General features: G+C 71.2%; 21 protein-coding genes. 16 read left to right on the top strand and 5 right to left on the bottom strand.

Annotated elements, in window-relative coordinates; translation table 11 throughout:
- Nucleotides 1–9: 9 nt before the first annotated feature.
- Entirely contained in the window at nt 10–2,097 is a 2,088-nt protein-coding gene (tkt, locus tag IEZ17_RS32580) for a transketolase (protein ID WP_189306494.1), read from the bottom strand.
- Between the two features lie 484 nt (nt 2,098–2,581).
- On the opposite strand from tkt, the gene IEZ17_RS32575 reads away from it, so the two are divergent.
- From IEZ17_RS32575 to IEZ17_RS32565, 3 genes are all read left to right on the top strand, one after another.
- Nucleotides 2,582–3,532, top strand: coding sequence for a heme o synthase (locus IEZ17_RS32575; RefSeq protein WP_189306492.1), 951 nt, complete (start codon nt 2,582–2,584; stop codon nt 3,530–3,532).
- Nucleotides 3,533–3,579: 47 nt separating this feature from the next.
- The gene (locus IEZ17_RS32570; RefSeq protein WP_189306490.1) at nt 3,580–3,969 is read left to right on the top strand and encodes a hypothetical protein; all 390 of its coding nucleotides are present in this window, start codon (nt 3,580–3,582) and stop codon (nt 3,967–3,969) included.
- Nucleotides 3,970–4,101: 132 nt separating this feature from the next.
- Nucleotides 4,102–5,160: an amidohydrolase family protein gene (locus IEZ17_RS32565; protein WP_189306488.1), complete on the top strand. Its 1,059-nt coding sequence runs from the start codon at nt 4,102–4,104 to the stop codon at nt 5,158–5,160.
- A 36-nt stretch (nt 5,161–5,196) separates the two neighbouring features.
- Here IEZ17_RS32565 and IEZ17_RS32560 read toward each other — a convergent pair whose 3' ends face one another.
- The 3 genes from IEZ17_RS32560 to IEZ17_RS32550 all read right to left on the bottom strand — a co-directional run bounded on the left by IEZ17_RS32560 (nt 5,197) and on the right by IEZ17_RS32550 (nt 8,232).
- Nucleotides 5,197–6,177 carry a COX15/CtaA family protein gene (locus tag IEZ17_RS32560; RefSeq protein ID WP_189306486.1) on the bottom strand — a complete coding sequence of 327 codons (981 nt, stop codon included), beginning with the start codon at nt 6,175–6,177 and terminating at the stop codon, nt 5,197–5,199.
- Between the two features lie 230 nt (nt 6,178–6,407).
- The gene (locus IEZ17_RS32555; RefSeq protein WP_189306484.1) at nt 6,408–7,181 is read right to left on the bottom strand and encodes an ABC transporter permease; all 774 of its coding nucleotides are present in this window, start codon (nt 7,179–7,181) and stop codon (nt 6,408–6,410) included.
- Between the two features lie 88 nt (nt 7,182–7,269).
- Nucleotides 7,270–8,232 (bottom strand): ABC transporter ATP-binding protein, encoded by a 963-nt coding sequence (locus tag IEZ17_RS32550; RefSeq protein ID WP_189306482.1) that lies wholly within the window; start codon nt 8,230–8,232, stop codon nt 7,270–7,272.
- A gap of 301 nt (nt 8,233–8,533) precedes the next feature.
- On the opposite strand from IEZ17_RS32550, the gene IEZ17_RS32545 reads away from it, so the two are divergent.
- From IEZ17_RS32545 to IEZ17_RS32490, 12 genes are all read left to right on the top strand, one after another.
- Nucleotides 8,534–9,406, top strand: a complete 873-nt coding sequence (locus IEZ17_RS32545; RefSeq protein ID WP_189306479.1) for a helix-turn-helix transcriptional regulator — start codon at nt 8,534–8,536, stop codon at nt 9,404–9,406.
- Nucleotides 9,403–10,824: a Fe-S cluster assembly protein SufB gene (gene sufB, locus IEZ17_RS32540; RefSeq protein WP_189306477.1), complete on the top strand. Its 1,422-nt coding sequence runs from the start codon at nt 9,403–9,405 to the stop codon at nt 10,822–10,824. The genes IEZ17_RS32545 and sufB overlap by 4 nt, the downstream gene beginning before the upstream one ends.
- Before the next feature lie 59 nt (nt 10,825–10,883).
- A complete protein-coding gene (gene sufD, locus IEZ17_RS32535; protein WP_189306475.1) occupies nt 10,884–12,068 on the top strand; it encodes a Fe-S cluster assembly protein SufD in 1,185 nt (394 codons plus the stop codon).
- Nucleotides 12,065–12,382, top strand: coding sequence for a non-heme iron oxygenase ferredoxin subunit (locus IEZ17_RS32530; RefSeq protein ID WP_189306474.1), 318 nt, complete (start codon nt 12,065–12,067; stop codon nt 12,380–12,382). The genes sufD and IEZ17_RS32530 overlap by 4 nt, the downstream gene beginning before the upstream one ends.
- Before the next feature lie 7 nt (nt 12,383–12,389).
- Nucleotides 12,390–13,154: a Fe-S cluster assembly ATPase SufC gene (gene sufC / locus IEZ17_RS32525; protein ID WP_159504450.1), complete on the top strand. Its 765-nt coding sequence runs from the start codon at nt 12,390–12,392 to the stop codon at nt 13,152–13,154.
- Nucleotides 13,151–14,407, top strand: a complete 1,257-nt coding sequence (locus IEZ17_RS32520; protein WP_189306472.1) for a cysteine desulfurase — start codon at nt 13,151–13,153, stop codon at nt 14,405–14,407. Before sufC ends, IEZ17_RS32520 begins: the two co-directional genes overlap by 4 nt.
- Nucleotides 14,408–14,426: 19 nt before the next feature.
- Nucleotides 14,427–14,885 carry a Fe-S cluster assembly sulfur transfer protein SufU gene (gene sufU / locus IEZ17_RS32515; RefSeq protein ID WP_189306470.1) on the top strand — a complete coding sequence of 153 codons (459 nt, stop codon included), beginning with the start codon at nt 14,427–14,429 and terminating at the stop codon, nt 14,883–14,885.
- Nucleotides 14,882–15,217 (top strand): metal-sulfur cluster assembly factor, encoded by a 336-nt coding sequence (locus IEZ17_RS32510; protein WP_006606317.1) that lies wholly within the window; start codon nt 14,882–14,884, stop codon nt 15,215–15,217. Before sufU ends, IEZ17_RS32510 begins: the two co-directional genes overlap by 4 nt.
- 127 nt (nt 15,218–15,344) lie before the next feature.
- A complete protein-coding gene (locus IEZ17_RS32505) occupies nt 15,345–15,665 on the top strand; it encodes a DMT family transporter (RefSeq protein WP_189306468.1) in 321 nt (106 codons plus the stop codon).
- Nucleotides 15,665–16,204 (top strand): TetR/AcrR family transcriptional regulator, encoded by a 540-nt coding sequence (locus tag IEZ17_RS32500; RefSeq protein WP_189306466.1) that lies wholly within the window; start codon nt 15,665–15,667, stop codon nt 16,202–16,204. The genes IEZ17_RS32505 and IEZ17_RS32500 overlap by 1 nt, the downstream gene beginning before the upstream one ends.
- 141 nt (nt 16,205–16,345) lie before the next feature.
- A complete protein-coding gene (gene dapD, locus IEZ17_RS32495) occupies nt 16,346–17,359 on the top strand; it encodes a 2,3,4,5-tetrahydropyridine-2,6-dicarboxylate N-succinyltransferase (protein ID WP_189306464.1) in 1,014 nt (337 codons plus the stop codon).
- Between the two features lie 76 nt (nt 17,360–17,435).
- Nucleotides 17,436–18,293, top strand: coding sequence for an EI24 domain-containing protein (locus IEZ17_RS32490; protein WP_189306462.1), 858 nt, complete (start codon nt 17,436–17,438; stop codon nt 18,291–18,293).
- 84 nt (nt 18,294–18,377) lie between these two features.
- Here IEZ17_RS32490 and IEZ17_RS32485 read toward each other — a convergent pair whose 3' ends face one another.
- On the bottom strand, nt 18,378–18,518 hold the full coding sequence (locus IEZ17_RS32485) for a hypothetical protein (protein WP_189306460.1): 141 nt from the start codon (nt 18,516–18,518) through the stop codon (nt 18,378–18,380).
- A 494-nt stretch (nt 18,519–19,012) separates the two neighbouring features.
- On the opposite strand from IEZ17_RS32485, the gene IEZ17_RS32480 reads away from it, so the two are divergent.
- A complete protein-coding gene (locus tag IEZ17_RS32480) occupies nt 19,013–20,518 on the top strand; it encodes a hypothetical protein (protein ID WP_189306458.1) in 1,506 nt (501 codons plus the stop codon).
- Nucleotides 20,519–20,555 lie beyond the last annotated feature (37 nt).

Below are 20,555 nucleotides of genomic sequence, written 5' to 3'. Positions count from 1 at the left end.
GTACGGGCGTCAGCGCGCGGCGGCGGCCAGCGATTCCCGGGCGGCGTCGGCCACCGCTTCGGGGGTGAACCCGAACTCGCGGAAGAGGACCTTGCCGTCGGCCGAGGCACCGAAGTGCTCCAGGGAAACGATCCGCCCTGCATCGCCGACGTAGCGGTGCCAGGTCAGGCCGATGCCGGCTTCGACGGCGACACGGGCCTTGACGGACGGCGGCAGCACGCTGTCGCGGTACGCCTGGTCCTGCTCCTCGAACCACTCCACCGACGGCATCGACACCACACGGGTCGCCACGCCCTCGGCCTGGAGCTGCTCACGGGCCGCGACGGCCAGCTGCACCTCGGAACCGGTGGCGATCAGCACGACCTGCGGCTCGCCGCCTTCGGCCTCGAAGCGGACGTAACCGCCCTTGACGGTGTCCTCGTTGGCCTCGTAGGTCGGCACGCCCTGACGGGTCAGTGCCAGACCGTGCGGGGCGCCCACGCCGAACTTCTTCGTCCAGCGCCGCAGGATCTCGCGCCAGGCGATCGCGGTCTCGTTGGCGTCGGCCGGGCGCACGATGTTCAGGCCCGGGATGGCGCGCAGCGAGGCCAGGTGCTCGACCGGCTGGTGGGTCGGGCCGTCCTCGCCCAGGCCGATGGAGTCGTGCGTCCACACGTACGTCACCGGCAGGTGCATCAGCGCGGACAGCCGGACGGCGTTGCGCATGTAGTCGGAGAACACCAGGAAGGTGCCGCCGTAGATGCGGGTGTTGCCGTGCAGCGCGATGCCGTTCATCTCCGCGGCCATGGAGTGCTCGCGGATGCCGAAGTGGATGGTCCGGCCGTAAGGGTCGGCGCCAGGAAGCGGGTTGCCCTTCGGGAGGAACGACGAGGTCTTGTCGATGGTGGTGTTGTTCGACCCCGCGAGGTCGGCGGAGCCACCCCACAGCTCGGGCATGACCGCGCCCAGCGCGTGCAGCACCTTGCCGGACGCCGCGCGGGTGGCCACGGACTTGCCGGTCTCGAACGCGGGGAGGTGGTCCTCCCAGCCCTCCGGCAGCTCGCCCGCGGCGATCCGGTCGAACTCGGCGGCGCGCTGCGGGTTGGCGGTGCGCCAGGCGGCGAACGACTTCTCCCACTTGGCCCGGGCCTCGCGACCGCGGTCCTGGACGGCGCGGGTGTGCGCCAGCACCGCGTCGGCGACCTCGAAGTCCTTCTCCGGGTCGAAGCCCAGTACGCGCTTGGTGGCGGCGACCTCTTCGGCGCCCAGCGCGGAGCCGTGCGCGGCCTCGGTGTTCTGGGCGTTCGGAGCCGGCCAGGCGATGATCGAGCGGGCCGCGATGAACGAGGGGCGCTCGGTCTCGGCCTTGGCGGCCTCAAGAGCCTTGGCCAGCCCGGCCGGGTCCAGGTCGCCGTTGGGCAGCTGCTCGACGCGCTGGACGTGCCAGCCGTACGCCTCGTAGCGCTTGAGGGTGTCCTCGGAGACCGCGGTCTCGGTGTCGCCCTCGATGGAGATGTGGTTGTCGTCCCACAGCAGGACGAGGTTGCCGAGCTTCTGGTGGCCCGCCAGGGAGGACGCCTCGGCGGAGATGCCCTCCTGGAGGCAACCGTCACCGGCGACGACCCAGATGGTGTGGTCGAACGGCGAGGTGCCCTGCGGCGCGTCGGGGTCGAACAGGCCGCGCTCGTAGCGGGCGGCCATCGCCATGCCCACGGCGTTGGCGACGCCCTGGCCCAGCGGCCCGGTGGTGGTCTCCACGCCGGTGGTGTGGCCGTACTCGGGGTGACCGGGGGTCTTGGAGCCCCACGTGCGGAAGCTCTTCAGGTCGTCGAGCTCCAGGCCGTACCCGGCCAGGAAGAGCTGGATGTAGAGCGTCAGGCTGGAGTGGCCGGCAGAGAGGACGAACCGGTCGCGGCCGGTCCAGTCCGGGTTCGCGGGGTCGTGCCGCATCAGCTTCTGGAAGAGAACATACGCGGCGGGAGCCAGGCTCATGGCCGTACCCGGATGGCCGTTACCGACCTTCTGCACGGAATCCATGGCCAGGACACGGACGGTATCCACGGCCCGCTGGTCCAGTTCGGTCCACTCGAAATCTGTGGTGGTCGGCTTGGTGCTCACCCTGAGTCAGGGCTCCTCTCCACATGTCGAATGCCGCGGACGGTATGTCCGCCAGGCGGTGTCGAGCCTACCCCCGTGAATGCACGCGCCTTTTCGACGCTCAGTCGGTGAAATCGGCGCTCAGTCGGGTAGGCCGCGGTCACGGGACTTGTCGCTTCGGGCAACTGAATCGGCACTTCGGGCATTCCCGGCGCCGGGGGCGACGCCATACGACCAGACTGCCGGGCGGCCGTCGCGTTCGCCTCTTGAACGTCGGGCGAACGGCCGGGGAAAGCTCAGGGGATCCTCCGGACATACCGCCGGGAGCCGCCGCCACCGCGCCGCGTCCGGCGGGCCAACACGACACCACCCCCGCGAAGATCGCCGTATGGCCAACGTCTAAAGTGGCGTGGTAAGCGCAAGCCGTACCGGGTCATCACGCCGGCGGAGCTTGCTGGCCTTATCTCCGCGGCTCAAGCCGCTGACGTTACTTCCAGGGGTGTGCGTGACGGCCGTCGAAACCCGTCCTGCGGGGGCGCTCTCTCAGGTCCCCGGGAGTCCCGGTAACCGGCCGTTCGGCCCCCGGCTCAAGGCGTTCGTGGCGCTGACCAAGCCGCGGGTCATCGAGCTGCTGCTGATGACCACGGTGCCGGTGATGTTCCTGGCGGCCCGCGGGGTGCCGGACCTGTGGCTGGTGCTGGCGACCTGCGTCGGCGGCTATCTCTCCGCCGGCGGCGCCGCGGCGTACAACATGTACCTCGACCGCGACATCGACGCGATGATGGACCGCACCTCCCAGCGCCCGCTGGTGACGGGCATGGTCTCGCCGCGCGAATGCCTGGTCTTCGCGACCGTCCTCGCGGTCGGCTCCACCGCCTGGTTCTGGTTCCTCGTCAACCCGCTGTCGGCGATGCTGTCCCTCGGGGCGCTGCTCTTCTACGTGGTCGTCTACACGATGATCCTGAAGCGGCGCACGTCGCAGAACATCGTCTGGGGCGGCATCGCGGGCTGCATGCCGGTCTTCATCGGCTGGTCCTCGGTGACCAACTCCGTCTCCTGGGCCTCGTTCGTCCTCTTCCTCGTCATCTTCTTCTGGACGCCGCCGCATTACTGGCCGCTGTCGATGAAGGTCAAGGAGGACTACGAGCGGGTCGGGGTGCCGATGCTCCCGGCCGTGGCCGGCAACAAGGTCGTCGCCCGGCAGATCGTCGTCTACAGCTGGGTGATGGTCGCCGTCTCGCTGCTGCTCCAACCGCTGGGCTACACCGGCTGGTTCTACACCGCGGTCGCGGTGGCCTGCGGCGCGTTCTGGCTCCGTGAGGCGCACGCCCTCCAGTCCCGCGCCAAGGCCGGGATCACGGGCGCCAAGCTCAAGGAGATGCGGCTGTTCCACTGGTCGATCACCTATGTCTCGCTGCTGTTCGTCGCCGTCGCCGTGGACCCGTTCCTGCGCTGAGCGTCACTGTCCGCAAGCCCTTCCTCCTTCCATTACCCGCGGGTAGCATGCTGTCCATGGCAGACACCCAGCAGGCGGACGAGCAGGCGGCGGCGGACGGCGCGGCGTCCGCGACCAAGGCGGCCACGCAGGCCGACAAGCGGACGGCCAGGCTCGCCGGGCAGATCCGCGCCTTCGCCAAGACGCACGGCGGCAGCGCCGAGGGCCAGCTCGCGCACATCGGCCGCGGGCGCACCCGGATCGCGCTGGTCGGCGCCAACGGCGAGTGGGGCAACCTGGTGGCGGACAGCTACGCCAGCGCCAAGGACGCCGCGGACCGGGCCGGCATCACGCTCCAGGACGACTTCGACGGCGAGCTGGCCGCCAAGGTCCGCACCGGCCCGTACGAGTGGTCCCGGATGGCAGGCATCCAGGTGGGCGGCCCGGCCAACCCGTGAGACCCCCGTGGGCGGGCCCCGGTGTCGTGCGCCGGGGCGCAGCGCCCGCTACCTCACCACCCGCTCGCCCGTTAGGCTCACCAGGCGCGGTGCTTCGGCCACGCCTGGCGGGCTGACGGCTAGGAGGGGCGGATGGACGGACTCCCACCCCTGGTCGACCACTACAGCCACGGCACCGTCCACGGCGAACTGGGCCTCGGATCCTTCGAGGCGCACCTGGCCACCGCGGTCGGCGCCCAGGGCCCGGCCCCCGCGGGCACCAGCTACTTCGACACCCGCACCGGCCTCGCGATACGCCGCTGGTGCCCCCCGTTGCTCGGCCTGGAGCCGCACTGCCCGCCGGTGCGCTATCTGGCCCGGCGGCGCGAGGTGGGCGCCTTCCACGCCGGCCGGCTGCTGCTCCGCGGCGCCGGCATCGGCACGTTCCTGCTGGAGGCCGGCGCCCCCAGCGAACTGACCTCGGCCGCCGAACTGTCCGCCGCCGCCGAGGCCGGCGCCCATGAGGTGGTCCGGCTCGAACCGCTCGCCGAGCAGGTCGCCGACACCTCGGGCAGTGTCGACTCCTTCATCGGCTACACCGCGGAAGCCTTGTATGCCGCGGCCCAGCACGCCACCGCGTTCGCCTCCGGCGCCACGTACTGCGAGGGCCGCGCGCCGGACGGGGGCGAGGTGCGGCGCGCCGCGGACCGCTGGCTGCGCGGGCGCCGGCCCGGGGACCGGCTGGCGGAGCCGGCGCTCGTCCGGCATCTGCTGTGGAGCGCGGTGGCGACCGGTCTGCCGGTGCAGCTGCACTGCCCCGACCCGCAGCCCCTGGCGGGCTTCCTGCGGGCCACCGCCGGCCTCGGCTCGGATCTCGTCCTGCTGCCCGAGGTGCCGCACCACCGGCGGGCCGCGCAGCTCGCCGCCGTGCACCCCCACGTGTACGCGGACACCGGGCCGCACCCCGAAGAGGCCCTCGGCCAGGCCCCGTTCGGCAAGCTGCTGTTCTCCTCGGGGGCGCGCGGTCTGCCCGAGCTCTATGTCACCGGCGCGCGGTTCTTCTTACGCGCGATGGAACGCGTCGTGGGGGAGTGGACCGCCGAGGGGCTGTGCGCCGCCTCGGACGGGCGGCGGATCACCGAGATGGTCGGCTCGGGCACCGCCCGGCGGGTCTACCGGCTGCGGGCCGGGGACCCACCGGACAGCTGCTGACCAGGCGGCCGGCTGCGGCTCCGGAACGTCTGCCGACTAGACGGCCGGCTGCGGCTCCGGAACCTCGTGGCGGTCGGCCGGGCCGGGCACGGCCGGGAGCGGACCGCGCTCGCGCAGTGTGAGGAAGACCCGCAGGACGGCGATCCAGACCAGCGTCGAGCCGAACATGTGGAGCCCCACGATGAGCGCCGGCAGGCCCAGGAAGTACTGGACGTAGCCGAAGACGCCCTGGAGGGCGAGGACCGCGAACAGCTGTACAACGGCCTTGCGGGGTGCGGCCGGGGCCTTGACGGCGCGCAGGGTGAACCACAGCGCGACGCTGAGGCCGACCACGATGTACGCCAGGTCGACGTGCAGCTGGGTGATCTCCTGCCAGTTCACCCGGATGCGGTGCACCTGGTGTGCGTCGCCGGCGTGCGGGCCGGAGCCGGTGACCAGGGTGCCGACCACGGTCAGCGCGCCGGCCGCCACGACCAGCAGCCAGGTCAGCTGCCGCACCGGGCGGGCCACCAGGTCGCGCGGCTCCTCGTCGCCTTCGCAGGCCCGCTGCCAGGACAGTACGGCCACGGTGAGCAGGGCGGTGGAGAGCAGGAAGTGGGCGGCGACGATGTAGGGGTTGAGCCCCGTCAGCACGGTGATGCCGCCGACCGGCGCGTTCGCCAGGATGATCCAGAACTGCGCCCAGCCGAGCTTGGTGAGCGACCGGCGCCGGGGCTGCCGGGCGCGGGCGGCGATGATGAACACCCCGACGACCGCGCAGAGCACGTACGTCAGCAGGCGGTTCCCGAACTCGATCAGGCCGTGCACACCCATCGCGGCGGTCGGCGTGAGACTGCCCGGGGTGCACTGCGGCCAGGTCGAGCAGCCCAGACCGGAGTCGCTCAGCCGGACCGCCCCGCCGGTCACGACGATGACCACGGCCATCACGACGGTGGCGAGCGCGGCCCGCTGGACGAACCGTGCGGACGGCTGCCAGCGGCGGGCGATCAGCTCAAGGGGATTCAGCGTGTTCGGCACGGGTGCCATCGTAGGCAACGGCTTGTGCGCGTTTTCACGAGGGTCCGGTTTGCCGTATCCGGCCGCGGGTTCGCGGGGTATTCGCCGAGGTGGGGGCGTACCGGGTCCGGTTCGCCGTTGTCCCGCCGGGGGTTACGCCGGGGGTTACGGCGCCTGCCCCCGCCCGGGGGACGGAGGCAGGACGGCGCGGTTCGGGCGTTGGCCGCCTGGCGGGCGGCCTGCGGGCGGGACTACTCCCAGCGGAAGAACTTCGCCGCGGCGCCCAGGCCCAGTACGGCCCAGACGGCCAGGATGCCGAGGTCTCCCCAGGGGACGCCGGCCCCGTGCTGAAGGACCGTGCGCAGTCCGTCGGAGAGCGCGGAGATCGGCAGCAGCCCCAGCACCGCCTGTGCGCCCTCCGGGAACTTGGCCAGGGGGACGATGACGCCGCCGCCCACGAGGAGCAGCAGGAAGACCAGGTTGGCGGCGGCCAGGGTGGCCTCCGCCTTGAGGGTGCCGGCCATCAGCAGGCCCAGGCCCGAGAACGCCGCGGTGCCCACCAGGAGCAGCAGCACGACGGAGACCGGGTTGCCGTGCGGCGACCAGCCCAGTGCGAAGGCGACCACCGTCAGCAGGACGACCTGGAGGACCTCGGTGACCAGGACCGCACAGGTCTTCGCCGTCATCAGCGCCCAGCGGGGGAGCGGTGAGGCGCCCAGCCGCTTGAGGACCCCGTAGCGGCGTTCGAAGCCGGTCGCGATGGCCTGGCCGGTGAAGGCGGTGGACAGCACGGCGAGCGCCAGGATGCCCGGCGCGAGGAAGTCCACCGACTTCCCGGCCCCGGTGTCGATGATGTCGACGGCGGAGAACAGCACCAGCAGCAGCGTCGGGATGACGACGGTCAGCAGCAGCTGCTCACCGTTGCGCAGCAGCATCCTGGTCTCCAGGGCCGCCTGTGCGCGGATCATCCGCGGCAGCGGGGCGGCACCCGGCCGAGGGGCGAACGTTCCGGTCCCGGCGGTCATACGCGCAGCTCCTTCCCTGTGAGCTCCGGGCTGTGCTGTCCCGGGGTGCGACCCCCGGACCCCCGGCCGAAAGGCGAGTGACCCCGCGTCATGCGCGCAGCTCCTTCCCCGTGAGCTCCAGGAACACGTCCTCAAGTGTGTGCCGTTCGACGGCTATCGAGTCCGGCATCACGCCGTTCTGGGCGCACCAGGAGGTGACGGTGGCCAGGAGCTGGGGGTCGATGCGGCCGTTGACGCGGTAGGTGCCGGCGGCCAGTTCGGCGGCGATGCTGTCGGCGGGCAGGGCCTTGAGGAGCGAGGCGATGTCCAGACCGGGGCGGCCGGTGAAGCGGAGGCTGTTCTCGGCGCCGCCCTTGCACAGTTCCTCGGGGCTGCCCTGGGCGATCACCCGGCCGCCGTCGATGATCGCGACGTCGTCGGCGAGCTGCTCGGCCTCGTCCATGAAGTGGGTGGTCAGGACGACGCTCACGCCGTCGGCGCGCAGTTCGCGGACGAGGTCCCAGGTGGCGTGCCGGGCCTGTGGGTCCAGGCCGGCGGTGGGCTCGTCGAGGAAGACCAGTTCGGGGCGGCCGACCACGGCCATCGCCAGCGCGAGCCGCTGCTGCTGCCCGCCGGACAGCCGCCGGTAGGGCGTACGGCCGCAACTTCCCAGCCCCAGGCGGTCGATGAGGTCGGCCACGTCGAGCGGGTGGGCGTGCAGGGTGGCGGTGTGCCGGAGCATCTCCTCGGCCCGGGCGCCCGCGTAGACGCCGCCGGACTGGAGCATCACGCCGATGCGCGGTCGCAGCGCGGCGGCGTCGGCGACCGGGTCCAGGCCCAGTACGCGGACCCGGCCGGCGTCCGGGCGGCGGTAGCCCTCGCAGGTCTCCACGGTGGTGGTCTTGCCGGCGCCGTTGGGTCCCAGGACGGCGGTCACCGAGTCGCGGGCGACGGTGAGGTCGAGCCCGTCCACGGCGGTCTTGGACCCGTACCGCTTGATCAGGCCGACGACCTCGACGGCAGGCTCTCGGCCGGGGGTCTGGGGGTCACCCCCCGGGGGGGTACTGCGCATGGCGGGCAGTCTACGGAGCGGGGCCGGGCCGCCGGGAGCGGGGGCTCGGGTACGGTTCGGGGGCGGGTCGCCGGGATGGCGGTGCGGGCGGCGGTGGACTTCGGCCACCGGGAAGGCGTCCGCGGTGCGCCGCGGAGGCGTCCGGCGGGCCGGCGTGACGGGGCCGTGTCGTCGCAGGCCGGAGGGTATTTCGGGGGCTCTGGAGCAGCACGGAATTAGGTAACCCTAAGTGATCGAGGCCACCAGTCCGTGATGTGAAACAGGCTTGAATCGCCTTGGCGAATTACGCAACAATGGCGTTGTGAAATACGCGAGCGAGGATCAGAGGAGGCCGGCGGCCCAGCCGACCGGCCCGGCTTCCTCCGCGCCCGAGCAGCCCGCGCACCCCGGACGCTCCGCCCAGGGCGGCCACGCCCCGGCGTCGCACGACGAGCAGCAGGGCACCCGCAATCGCGTCGCACGCTCGATCCTCGACCACGGTCCGTCCACCGCGGCCGAGCTCGCCCTCCGCCTGGAGCTGACCCAGGCCGCCGTCCGCCGTCATCTGGACGCGCTGGCCGCGGAGGGCGTCGTGGAGCCCCGCGAGAAGCGGGTCTACGGCACGCGGGGCCGCGGCCGTCCGGCCAAGGCGTTCGCGCTCACCGACTGCGGGCGGGACGCCTTCGACCAGGCGTACGACCAGCTCGCCTCCGATGCGCTGCGCTGGATCGCGCAGAGCGCGGGCGGCGGGGAGAAGGGCGAGGCGGCGGTCGCCGCGTTCGCCCGCGCGCGGCTCGCGGCCCAGGCCGAGGGCTACCGCAAGGCGGTCGACGCCGCCGAGCCGGAGGCCCGTACGGAGGCCCTCGCGAAGGCGTTGACCGCGGACGGGTACGCTGCTACGGCGCGCAGTGCGCCCAATCCCCAGCTCGGTGAACAGCTCTGCCAGCACCACTGCCCGGTCGCCCACGTCGCCGAGCAGTACCCGCAGCTGTGCGAGGCGGAGACCGAGGTCTTCTCCCGATTGCTCGGGACCCACGTACAGCGACTTGCCACCATCGCCCACGGCGACGGAGTGTGCACGACCTTCGTCCCGAAGGCCGGGGCCGGCAAGGCAGCGCACAGCAGCACAGTTCACAGCAGCACCACCAAGACCACCACAGCATCTGCAAGCACGGCCGGGAGGAACCCCGCATGACGCTCCCTACGGAGACTGCTCACCCTGAGCTCGAGGGCCTGGGCAAGTACGAATACGGCTGGGCCGACTCCGACGTGGCCGGCGCCTCGGCGAAGCGCGGTCTCTCCGAGGAAGTCGTCCGCGACATCTCGGGGAAGAAGGACGAGCCGGAGTGGATGCTCAAGCTCCGCCTCAAGGGGCTGAAGCTGTTCGACAAGAAGCCCATGCCGCAGTGGGGCTCCGACCTCTCGGGCATCGACTTCGACAACATCAAGTACTTCGTCCGCTCCACCGAGCAGCAGGCCGCCTCCTGGGAGGAGCTGCCCGAGGACATCAAGAACACCTACGACAAGCTGGGCATCCCCGAGGCGGAGAAGCAGCGCCTGGTCGCCGGTGTCGCCGCGCAGTACGAGTCCGAGGTCGTCTACCACCAGATCCGCGAGGACCTGGAGGCGCAGGGCGTCATCTTCCTGGACACCGACACCGCGCTGAAGGAGCACCCGGAGCTCTTCCAGGAGTACTTCGGCACGGTCATCCCGGTCGGCGACAACAAGTTCGCGTCGCTGAACACCGCGGTGTGGTCCGGCGGCTCGTTCATCTACGTCCCCAAGGGCGTCCACGTGGACATCCCGCTCCAGGCGTACTTCCGGATCAACACCGAGAACATGGGCCAGTTCGAGCGGACGCTGATCATCGTCGACGAGGACGCCTACGTCCACTACGTCGAGGGCTGCACGGCGCCGATCTACAAGTCCGACTCGCTGCACTCCGCGGTCGTCGAGATCATCGTCAAGAAGGGCGGCCGGTGCCGCTACACGACGATCCAGAACTGGTCGAACAACGTCTACAACCTGGTCACCAAGCGCGCCGTCGCCTATGAGGGCGCGACGATGGAGTGGGTCGACGGCAACCTCGGCTCCAAGGTGACCATGAAGTACCCGGCGGTCTACCTCATGGGTGAGCACGCCAAGGGCGAGACGCTGTCCATCGCCTTCGCGGGCGAGGGCCAGCACCAGGACGCCGGCTCCAAGATGGTCCACATGGCGCCGAACACCTCCTCCAACATCGTCTCCAAGTCGGTGGCGCGAGGCGGCGGCCGGACGTCCTACCGCGGTCTGGTCGAGATCGGCGAGGGCGCGCACGGCTCCAAGTCCAACGTGCTGTGCGACGCGCTGCTGGTGGACACCATCTCCCGCTCGGACACCTACCCCTACGTGGACGTCCGCGAGGACGACGTGTCCATGGGCCACGAGGCGACGGTCTCCAAGGTCAGCGAGGACCAGCTGTTCTACCTGATGGCGCGCGGCCTGAGCGAGCAGGAGGCCATGGCGATGATCGTCCGCGGCTTCGTCGAGCCGATCGCCCGTGAGCTGCCGATGGAGTACGCGCTGGAGCTCAACCGGCTGATCGAGCTGCAGATGGAAGGCGCGGTCGGCTGACGCCGGTCCGCACGCAGCGACTGACTCCCTGAACGCAGAAAGCGAGCACAACGACAGCCATGGCTGAGGCTCAGAACATCCCGGCGGGTTCCACGACCACCGGCTCCATCGCGGTGGCCGCGGAGTCCACCGTCGCCACCCGGATGAGCGCCCCGCCGTCCTACGACGTGGCGGACTTCCCGGTGCCGCACGGCCGCGAGGAGGAGTGGCGCTTCACGCCGCTCGCGCGGCTGCGCGGTCTGCACGACGGCAGCGCCGCGGCCGGCGGTCCCGACCTGAAGGTCGACATCAGCGCGCCCGAGGGCGTCACCCACGAGCTGGTCGACCGCACCGACCCGCGGGTCGGCAAGGCCGGCAAGCCGGTGGACCGGGTCGCGGCCCAGGCGTACAGCTCGTTCGAGAAGGCGTCGGTGGTCACGGTCCCCAAGGAGACCGTGCTCACCGAGCCGATCCGGATCACCGTCCACGGCGAGGGCGGCACCGCCTACGGCCACCAGGTCGTCGAGCTGGGCGCGTTCGCCGAGGCCGTCGTGGTCATCGACCACACCGGTGACGCGGTGCTCGCCGCCAATGTCGACTTCCTCCTCGGCGACGGCGCCAAGCTGACCGTCGTCTCCGTCCAGGACTGGGACGACACCGCCGTCCACTGCGGCCAGCACAACGCCCTGGTCGGCCGGGACGCCACCTTCAAGTCCGTGGTCGTCACCTTCGGCGGCGACCTGGTCCGCCTCCACCCGCGCATCGACTACGCGGGCCCCGGCGGCGAGGCCGAGCTCTACGGCCTGTACTTCACCGAGCAGGGCCAGCACCAGGAGCACCGCCTCTTCGTCAACCACGACACGCCCAACTGCCGCTCCCACGTGACGTACAAGGGCGCGCTCCAGGGCCAGGACGCGCACGCGGTCTGGATCGGCGACGTCCTCATCCAGGCGGCTGCCACCGGCACCGACACCTACGAGCTCAACCGCAACCTCGTCCTGACCGACGGCGCGCGGGTCGACTCGGTGCCCAACCTGGAGATCGAGACCGGCGAGATCGTCGGCGCCGGCCACGCCTCGGCGACCGGCCGCTTCGACGACGAGCAGCTCTTCTACCTGATGGCCCGCGGTGTCCCGGCCGACGAGGCGCGCCGCCTGGTCGTCCGCGGCTTCTTCGCCGAGCTGGTCCAGCAGATCGGCCTCCCGGACGTCGAGGAGCGCCTGATGAGCAAGATCGAATCCGAACTGGAAGCGTCGGCGGCATGACGTACGTACGCGCAGCGGCGCTCAGCGAGCTGGAGGAGGACACCCCCACGAGGGTGGAGATCGACGGCACGCCGATTTCGCTGGTCCGCACCGAGGGCGAGGTGTTCGCGATCAACGACATCTGCTCGCACGCCAACGTCTCCCTGTCGGAGGGCGAGGTCGAGGACTGCTCGATCGAGTGTTGGCTGCACGGCTCCAGCTTCGACCTGCGCACCGGCAAGCCGTCCGGCCTTCCCGCGACGCGCCCCGTCCCCGTATACCCCGTAAAGATCGAAGGGGACGACGTGCTCGTCTCCGTCACCCAGGAGTCCTGAGTTCCCCATGGCAACGCTTGAGATCCACGACCTGCACGTCTCCGTCGAGGCCGAGAACGGCCAGCGCGAGATCCTGAAGGGCGTCGACCTGACCGTGAAGCAGGGCGAGACGCACGCCATCATGGGCCCCAACGGCTCCGGCAAGTCGACCCTCGCCTACTCCCTCGCGGGTCACCCGAAGTACACGATCACCGGCGGCACCGTCACCCTCGACGGCGAGGACGTCCTTGAGATGTCCGTCGACGAGCGCGCCCGGGCCGGCGTCTTCCTCGCCATGCAGTACCCGGTCGAGGTCCCCGGCGTCTCGGTCTCCAACTTCCTGCGCACCTCCGCCACCGCGATCCGCGGCGAGGCCCCCAAGCTGCGGCTGTGGGTCAAGGAGGTCAAGGAGGCCATGGAGCGCCTCCACATGGACCCCTCGTTCGCCGAGCGCAACGTCAACGAGGGCTTCTCCGGCGGTGAGAAGAAGCGCCACGAGATCCTCCAGCTGGAGCTGCTGAAGCCGGCCATCGCGATCCTCGACGAGACCGACTCCGGCCTCGACGTCGACGCGCTGCGGATCGTCTCCGAGGGCGTCAACCGCGTGCGCGAGACCGGCCAGGTGGGCACCCTGCTCATCACCCACTACACCCGGATTCTCCGCTACATCAAGCCCGACCACGTCCACGTCTTCGCCAACGGGCGGATCGCCGAGTCCGGCGGCCCCGAGCTGGCGGACAAGCTGGAGGCCGAGGGCTACGAGGCATACGTGAAGGGTGGTACGACCGCGTGACACAGCTGCCGGGCCTCCTCGACACAGAGGCGATCCGCAAGGACTTCCCCCTTCTGGACCGTCAGGTCCACGACGGGAAGAAGATCGTGTACCTGGACAACGCGGCGACGTCGCAGAAGCCGCGCCAGGTCCTCGACGCCCTGAGCGCCTACTACGAACGCCACAACGCCAACGTCCACCGCGGCGTGCATGTGCTCGCCGAGGAGGCCACGGCGCTGTACGAAGGCGCCCGCGACAAGGTCGCCGCCTTCATCAACGCGCCCAGCCGCGACGAGGTGATCTTCACCAAGAACGCCTCGGAGTCGCTCAACCTCGTTGCGAACATGCTGGGTTGGGCCGATGAGCCCTACCGCGTGGACCGCGAGACCGAGATAGTCATCACGGAGATGGAACACCACTCCAACATCGTCCCGTGGCAGCTGCTCTCGCAGCGCACCGGAGCGAAGCTGAAGTGGTTCGGCATCACCGACGACGGCCGCCTCGACCTCTCCAACATCGACGAGGTCATCACGGAGCAGACGAAGATCGTCTCCTTCACGCTGGTCTCCAACATCATGGGCACCGTCAACCCGGTCGAGACGATCGTCCGGCGCGCGCAGGAGGTCGGTGCGCTGGTGTGCATCGACGCCTCGCAGGCCGCGCCGCACATGGTCCTCGACGTCCAGGCGCTCCAGGCCGACTTCGTGGCCTTCACCGGCCACAAGATGTGCGGCCCGACCGGCATCGGTGTGCTGTGGGGCCGCCAGGAGCTGCTGGAGGACCTGCCTCCGTTCCTCGGCGGCGGCGAGATGATCGAGACGGTGTCCATGCACTCCTCGACCTACGCGCCCGCGCCGCACAAGTTCGAGGCCGGTACGCCCCCGATCGCGCAGGCCGTCGGCCTCGGCGCGGCCGTGGACTACCTCACCTCGATCGGCATGGACAGGATCGCCGCGCATGAGCACGCGATCACCGAGTACGCCGTCAAGCGGCTGCTGGAGGTCCCGGACCTGCGCATCATCGGCCCGAGCACGGCCGAGGACCGCGGGGCGACGATCTCCTTCACGCTCGGCGACATCCACCCGCACGACGTGGGCCAGGTGCTGGACGAGCAGGGCATCGCGGTCCGGGTGGGGCACCACTGCGCGCGTCCGGTCTGCCTGCGGTACGGAATTCCTGCGACCACGCGAGCGTCGTTCTATCTGTACTCCACCCCGGCCGAGGTCGACGCCCTGGTCGAGGGTCTGGAGCACGTCCGCAACTTCTTCGGATGAGGACAGGACTGACTGAGTCGTGAAGCTGGATTCCATGTACCAGGACGTCATCCTGGACCACTACAAGCACCCCCATGGGCGCGGTCTCCGGGACGGCGACGCCGAGGTGCACCACGTCAACCCCACGTGCGGTGACGAGATCACGCTGCGCGTGCGGCTGGAGGGCACGACGATCGGGGACGTGTCCTACGAGGGCCAGGGCTGCTCCATCAGCCAGGCCAGCGCGTCGGTGCTCAACGAACTCCTGGTCGGCAAGCAGCTCGGCGAGGCGCAGAAGATCCAGGAGACGTTCCTGGAGCTGATGCAGTCCAAGGGCCAGGTCGAGCCGGACGACGCGATGGAGGAGGTGCTGGAGGACGCGGTGGCGTTCGCCGGCGTCTCCAAGTACCCGGCGCGCGTGAAGTGCGCGCTGCTGAGCTGGATGGCCTGGAAGGACGCCACGGCCAAGGCCCTCTCCGAGGAGGCGAAGACCGCATGACCGACACCCCCACCACCACCAAGCCGGCCTCCGAGGAAGAGGTCCGCGAGGCCCTCTACGACGTCGTCGACCCCGAGCTGGGCATCGACGTCGTCAACCTCGGCCTGATCTACGGCATTCACATCGACGACGCCAACATCGCCACCATCGACATGACGCTGACCTCCGCGGCCTGCCCGCTGACCGACGTCATCGAGGACCAGGCGAAGTCCGCCACGGACGGCATCGTCAGCGAGCTGAAGATCAACTGGGTGTGGATGCCCCCGTGGGGCCCGGACAAGATCACCGATGATGGGCGCGAGCAGCTGCGCGCGCTGGGGTTCAACGTCTGACCGATCCGCCGCCGCGATACGGCCGTGCCCGCCAGTCACCACTGGCGGGCACGGCCGTTCCGCTTCCCGGGGCTTCCCGGAGCGCAGTTGCGTACGCCCGTACACATCGTTGTGTACGCTCGTACGCATGGCCTATCTGACGCTGGCCGGGGCGATCCTCTCCGAGATCCTGGCGACCACGGCGATGAAGTACAGCCACGGGTTCACCAAACTGTGGCCGTCGGTCGGGACGACGCTGGGGTACCTGGTGGCGTTCGCGCTGCTGGCGCAGACGCTGAAGTCGATGAGCGTGGGGACGACCTATGCGATCTGGTCCGGGGCGGGCACGGCGGTCATCGCGGCGATCGGGACGGTGTTCCTGGGGGAGAGCACCAGCCCGCTGAAGATCCTCGGGGTGCTGCTGGTCATCGCCGGGGTGGTCGTGCTGAATCTGGACGGTGCGCACTGATGGCGCGGCGGTACGACCCGGACCGGCGGCAGCGGATCATCGACGCGGCGATCGCGGTGGTCGGCGAGCGGGGGATCGCCGGGCTCAGCCATCGCGCGGTGGCCGCCGCGGCGGATGTGCCGCTGGGCTCGACGACGTATCACTTCGCGACGCTGGACGAACTGCTGGTCGCCGCGCTGCGGCAGGCCAACGGCTGGTGGCTGGCGGACTTCGCGCGCTGGGTGGCGGGGATCGATCCGGCGGTGCCGCTGGCCGACGAGGTGGCGCGGCTGGTCGAGGAGACGCTGGCCGGCGACCGGTCGCGGGTGGCGCTGGAGTACGAGCTGTATCTGGCGGCGCTGCGGCACGAGGCGGTGCGGCCGATCGCGGCGGAATGTCTGGACGAGATGGTGGCGCTGCTCGGGCGGCGGATCGGCGACCCGGCCACCGCGCGGGCCGTGGTGGCGTTCGCCGACGGACTGCTCCTCCAGCACCTGCTGACCGGCCGGCCCTTCGAACGGGCCGTGGTCCGGGACGGGTTGGCCGGTGTGCTCGGCTGAGGCCGGGACCGCGGTCGGGGCGGCGGCGGGTGGGCGGGCGGTTCGTGCGAGCGCACGAGGCCGGTTGTGGGACCGTACGGGCGCGGCCCGATCGCTGAGACCGGTTCGCCTCGGCGGGCGACCTCCGGTTAGGTTTCCGGCATGACCGATGCTGCTGTTTCCCTTGATTCTCCCCGTACGACCGGCGCCGTCGCCGCCGGGCTCGCCACCGTCACCTCCGACGGCACTGTTCTCGACACCTGGTTCCCCAAGCCCGAGCTGGTTTCCGCGACCGCCGAGGGCCTCGGCCCGGCCGGCACCGAGCGGCTGGAGGACCAGCGCGCCACCGAACTCCTGGGCGCCGCCGTGCTCAAGGCGATCGGTCCCGACCCGGTCCGCGATGTGGAGGTCGTGGCCGTCCGGACGGTCATCGCCTCGCTCGACGACAAGCCGCTGGACGCGCACGACGCCTATCTGCGCCTGCACCTGCTGAGCCACCGGCTGGTCAAGCCGCACGGCCAGAACCTGGAGGGCATCTTCGGGCTGCTGAGCAACGCCGCCTGGACCTCGCTCGGCCCGGTGGCCGTCGACCGGCTGGAGACGGTGCGGCTGAACGCCCGCGCCGAAGGCCTGCACCTCCAGGTCACCAGCGTCGACAAGTTCCCGCGGATGACCGACTACGTGGCGCCCGCCGGCGTGCGGATCGCGGACGCCGACCGGGTGCGGCTGGGCGCCCACCTCGCGGCCGGCACCACCGTCATGCACGAGGGCTTCGTCAACTTCAACGCCGGCACGCTGGGCACCTCCATGATCGAGGGCCGGATCAGCGCGGGCGTGGTGATCGGCGACGGTACCGACATCGGCGGCGGCGCCTCCACGATGGGCACCCTCTCCGGCGGCGGCAAGCAGATCATCTCGATCGGCGAGCGCTGCCTGCTGGGCGCGGAGTCCGGTATCGGTATCGCGCTGGGCGACGAGTGCGTCGTCGAGGCCGGTCTGTACGTCACCGCGGGCACCCGGGTCACCATGCCCGACGGCCAGATCGTCAAGGCGCTGGAGCTCTCCGGCGGCGACAACATCCTCTTCCGCCGCAACTCCACCACGGGCGCCGTCGAGGCCCGCCCGAACAAGGCGGTCTGGGGCGGTCTGAACGAGATCCTGCACAGCCACAACTGAGCGAGCGGTACGGCAGCTCCGCGGCCCGGTGGGACTCCCGCCGGGCCGCGGGCCGTTCGCGGATAGGGTTGCGGCCATGCGTGATCTTGTAGCGGGGATGCGGTATCTGGGCCGGGGGCAGCGCTGGATCGCCGGCCACGGCAGGTGGTGGGGCTTCGGACTGCTGCCCGCGCTGATCGCGCTGGTGCTGTACGCCGGGGCGCTCACCGCGCTCGCCGTCTGGTCCGGCGATCTCGCCGCCTGGGCCACGCCGTTCGCCGACGGCTGGGGCTCCCCCTGGCAGGGGCTGCTGCGCGGGCTGTTCGTGGTGCTGCTGTTCGCCGGCGGGCTGACGCTGTCCGTGCTGACGTTCACCGCCGTCACCCTGCTGATCGGCGACCCCTTCTACGAGTCCCTGTCGGAGAAGGTCGAGGAGAGCGAGGGGCACTGCCCGCCCGGCCCCGGCCGGCCGCTGTGGCGGGAGATCGCCGTCGCGCTGCGGGACATGGTCCACGTGCTGCTGCGGGCGGCCGGGTTCGGGGTGCTGCTGTTCCTCCTGGGGTTCCTGCCGGTCGTCGGGCAGACCCTGGTCCCGGCCATCGGCTTCTGCGTCTCCGGCTTCTTCCTCGCCGTCGAGCTGACCACGGTGGCGATGCAGCGCCGGGACATCCCGGTGCGCGAGCGCCTGCGGCTGCTGCGCGGTCGGAAGGCGCTGGCGGTGGGCTTCGGGACCCCGCTGGTACTGCTGTTCCTGATCCCGTTCATCGCGGTGGTGCTGATGCCGGGCGCGGTGGCGGGGGCGACGCTGCTGGTGCGGGATCTCGTACCGGACCCGTCCGCGGGGGACGCGGAGCCGGAGGCCGGGCCCGGGGGACGGGCAGCGGCACCGGAGGCGTATCTCCCGCCGCAGAGCGGGCCGGGGCCGTCCGGAGTCCGTCCCCGGGCCGGCTGGTGAGGGCGGCGGACGTACGGTCGTGAACCACGCAACGGCCGCCGCACCGGAGTGCGACGGCCGCCCGGGTCACATGCCCCTCACGCGTCAGTCAGCCTTGCGCGCCCGCGGCTTCAGGTCCTGGGTCCGCTCGGCGGCGGACTCTTCCGACTGGGGACGGTGCTGGTCGGAACGCCGCTCGGCGGCGCGGTCCTTGTTGCCCGACTTACGGTTCTGCGACTTCGGCATCATGACTCCCTTTGTCTCGCCGAAACAGTGGTTACGAGCCCAGTACCGCACCCCCGGACGCGGTTGGCGTGCGGACGTGGGCCAGAGGAGTGACGGCCGGTGACGCAGGGTGGTCGTGGCCGCGATCCGCGGTACCCGGTCGCCGGGCTTGCCCCTGAGCGCGAACCCGCCTGCCGGCGGCTTCCGCCGAGGCGGGCTGCGCCACGTGAGGCAGTCCTCCGGCGAGGGCCGCACCGGCCACCGCGCCGAGGGCGGCCGGTCCGCGGAGCGTACGACGGGATGGCGTGAATGCCTCCGGGGAAAGGGGGGCGGGAGGATGCCGGGGAGCGGGACCGGCGCTCGCTACGCGCGTCAATTTCTTGTGCGCGCAAGGGAGTTGTCAAGGTTCTCCCGGTGGACGGGGGCGTACGGATAGTGAACCGCCCGAGATGGGGAGAATTCCGTCTACGCTTGGGCGGCGCACCAGCCGTAGTCCGTTCGAGGAGCTGAGCCCGATGTCCGCTGACCGCCCGACCATGCCGCCGGTGCGGCTGCACTCCGAAGCGGAGCTGGCCCGTGACGCGCTGAGCGCTCCACTGATGGCGCGGGCCGCCAAGCTCGCCCGCTGGGCGGAGGGCGGCGTTCCGGTGGGTGTGGGCGGCGAGATCCTCCACGAGTCGCTGGTCGCCGCCACCGAGCACCTGGGCCTCTCCGGCGACGAGGACGGGCTCGCGTACGCCGCCGAGGCATGGCAGCTGGCGGTGGACACCGGGCTCGTGGAGATCACGGAGGAGGAGTCCGCAGACGGCGCCGACGGCGCAGACGGTGCGGAGCTGCCGGACGACGCGGCCGTCGGCACCGCCACCCCGGGCGACGAACTCGCCCTGCTGACCTCCGGCACCCCGCAGGACGTCCTGGACATCTGGCTCGGCGGCATGGAGGCCGTGCTCGCCGACGCCGTCGCCCCTGACCTCTCCGACATCGCCGACCAGCTCGCCGAGGGCGGCGACCTGGACCTGGACGCGATCGACTGGAACCCGGAGGAGGAGGCCGAGCTGCTGGACGGCATCCTCGGCAACCTCTACCTGCTCAGCGCCCTCGACGAGGCCCCCGACCAGGACGTCCCGCTGCCCGCACTGGCCGCCTCCGTGATCGTCCCGGACGACATGGACGAGCCCACGGACGACATCCTCGAAGAGGTCTCCGACGCGATGATGCGGCTGGACGACCAGTTCCGGGTGCTGGAGCCGATCGGGCTGGTCGCCTACCGGCCGGTCGACGAAGCGCTCATCGAGGAGCTGGACGAGGACGGCGAGACGGTCTCCGCCGCCGAGTCGCTGGACGACGAGGACGTCTCCCGCTACGGCATGGTCCGGCTCACCCCGCTCGGCGTCTGGGCGGTCCGCGCCCGGATGCTGGACGCCGGGGTGCATGCCCCGGCCGTCGGCGACCTCACCGACAAGGGCGCCGATGTCCTCCTGGAGGCGCTGCCGGAGTACCCGGAGGCGCTCGCCCAGGCCGAGTCCGAGCAGTGGCTCGCCGCCCGTACGCCCCTGGACGCCGCCCGGGACCTGCTCGCCGCCGCCCGCGGCGACGACGAGCGCGCCCCGCTGCGCCGGCTCGCCGCCCAGCAGACGCTCTCGCTGTTCGCCCCGGACGCCGAGCCCGCGCTGCGCGAGGTGCTCGACGACCGGCAGCTGGGCGGACTGGCCCGGGTCTGGCTCGCCGAGCGCGGACTGCCCGGCATCCCCGGGCCGTCCCAGGAAATGATCTTCTGGCTGACGGTGGACACCATCGCGGCCCAGCTGGACAGCGTGGACGAGGAGGCCGCGGCCGAGCTGCGGGATCTCGTCCAGGACCTGACCGAGCAGCACAGCGGGTTCTTCGACGAGGCCTGGCGGGTGGACCACCCGGCGACCGCCGACGTCCTGGAGGCCATGGGCCGGCTGCACCCGGACAAGAAGGCCGCCAAGGAGGCGCGCAAGGCGGCCTTCAAGGCGCGGTCGCGGCACTCCGGCTGAGGCCGGCGGGGCAACGCACGGGGCAGGGGCGCCCGGG

Source organism: Streptomyces albospinus (genome assembly GCF_014648695.1).
Lineage (GTDB): Bacteria > Actinomycetota > Actinomycetes > Streptomycetales > Streptomycetaceae > Streptomyces > Streptomyces albospinus.
The sequence above is the reverse complement of the archived record's forward strand: the minus strand, read 5'-3'. Positions and strand labels throughout refer to the sequence as shown.